This is a genomic window from Moorena sp. (assembly GCF_982860115.1).
This window is the reverse complement of record NZ_CEYLVT010000456.1, coordinates 1-1641: the sequence shown is the minus strand read 5'-3', so window position 1 is coordinate 1641 and position 1641 is coordinate 1. Positions and strand designations below refer to the sequence as shown.

Genomic DNA, 1641 nt, shown 5'->3' with positions numbered 1-1641 from the left:
GGGCTAGATTACTTATAGAGTCTGCGTTTTAGATTATTTCGTCGCCCCCTCAGGTTATCTTGATGGCTTAGTCAAGCCACTAGCTAGATACTCTCTACCTGCGCAAGCAGGATTTAATATATTTCCCAATGGTGTAGAGACTAGGTTTAGCAATCCTAAATTTAAACGCCTCAAAATTTCACAACTGCCAGATGACAATGGCTACAAAATTATCGTTTCAGGTAAAGAAATCGCTTTGAGAGGAGTAACTGACTCCTTGGTGGAAAATTTATTCACCAGAGAGACGTTTACCGGTAGTGATGTCATGACATGGTTACCAGGTTTCGATTGGGAGGTTGATGTCGCTCCTCTTTTAACCCATTTAGTTACTGAAGGAATAATTTTTGTTGACTCCAGAGTATAACTAATAGGGAACAGGGAACAGGGAACAGGGAACAGGGAATAGGCAATAGGCAATAGGCAATAGGTAATAGGGAATCAAGAAACCAATTATCTGTATATCATAGCTATTAAAAATGGTAGAAAAAATCTTTATAGTTTTTTATAAAATGACAATTAAGGAGACAAAACGATGAACACTTTTTTTTGTTCTGACCATTCACAGCAGTTAGCCGAAGATATTATCGGTAGTGGTACTAATTACCAAGTGTATGTTTTAGTGGAATGTCGCCAACCGTGGCTGTCTAATGCCATGGATTCTAAGTATATTCCAGAGAATCTTAGGAGTTTGATCGATGAGGTGAAGCAGCGTAAGCTGCCAGTAAGATTCCTGCTGATTGCTAATAATAAAACCCTAAAAGCCGATCAGACTAAGGTTTTGATTTATAGTCACAACGGTGAGGCCAGGTTAAAAGGGTACAGCAAGCTAGAGTTTGATGTGACTAATCTTGGTGAGGTAGCTGGGATTGTCAAACAATTCTTAGCTGGAGAAACGCCAAACTGTGTCACACAAGACAGTGACACTAGAGACATTTTAGTTTGCACTCACGGTAGCCATGATGTGTGTTGCGCCAGGTATGGTAATCCTTTTTACGCCAAAGCCTTAGCTACTGTTGCTGAGTTATCGTTAACCAATGTCAGACTCTGGAAAGCCAGCCACTTTGGTGGTCATCGGTTTGCTCCCACTGCGATTGATTTCCCAGATGGAAGATACTATGGTGTCTTAGATCAAGATTCATTTAAATCAATTTTAATCCGTAGTGGTGATCTTGAATGCTTCAATCGAGTTTATCGAGGTTGGGGAATTCTACCAACTAAAATTCAGGTATTGGAAAGGGAACTTATCCTCCGCTACGGATGGAATTGGTTTAAGCACAAAGTTGGTGGTTCAATTATTAAGGAAGATGCGAATCAGGATTCTATTCAAGCTGAGATCAGCTTTGAAAAACCTAATGGCTTGATTTACCATTGTCGTGCTGAATTGATTAAAGATGAAAGTAAGACATTGCAGCTGAAAGGGTCTTGTGGTGCTCAGAAAGAGTCAGTGTTTGTTAAATATACTATCAAGAATCTCTGCCTTTACTCGGAATTGCTGGAAATTCTTCCAGTTTATCAACCGCAGATGGCAAGCTAATATAGCGCTACGCGCAAGGCAATAGGCAATAGGCAATAGGCAATAGGCAATAGGCAATAGGCAATAGG

General features: G+C 40.2%; 2 protein-coding genes. One reads left to right on the top strand and one right to left on the bottom strand.

All coding sequences use genetic code 11. The features are described 5' to 3' along the window. Positions 1–201 precede the first annotated feature (201 nt). Entirely contained in the window at positions 202–456 is a 255-nt protein-coding gene (locus tag AC4II3_RS32645) for a hypothetical protein (RefSeq protein WP_488017420.1), read from the bottom strand. Positions 457–571: 115 nt separating this feature from the next. On the opposite strand from AC4II3_RS32645, the gene AC4II3_RS32640 reads away from it, so the two are divergent. Further along, positions 572–1573, top strand: coding sequence for a ferredoxin family protein (locus AC4II3_RS32640; protein WP_488017418.1), 1002 nt, complete (start codon positions 572–574; stop codon positions 1571–1573). The last annotated feature ends 68 nt before the right edge of the window (positions 1574–1641 follow it).

Bases quoted from the DNA above. Each gene is read 5' to 3' on its own strand.
- AC4II3_RS32640 (WP_488017418.1), top strand. From the start codon at position 572: ATGAACACTTTTTTTTGTTCTGACCATTCACAGCAGTTAGCCGAAGAT.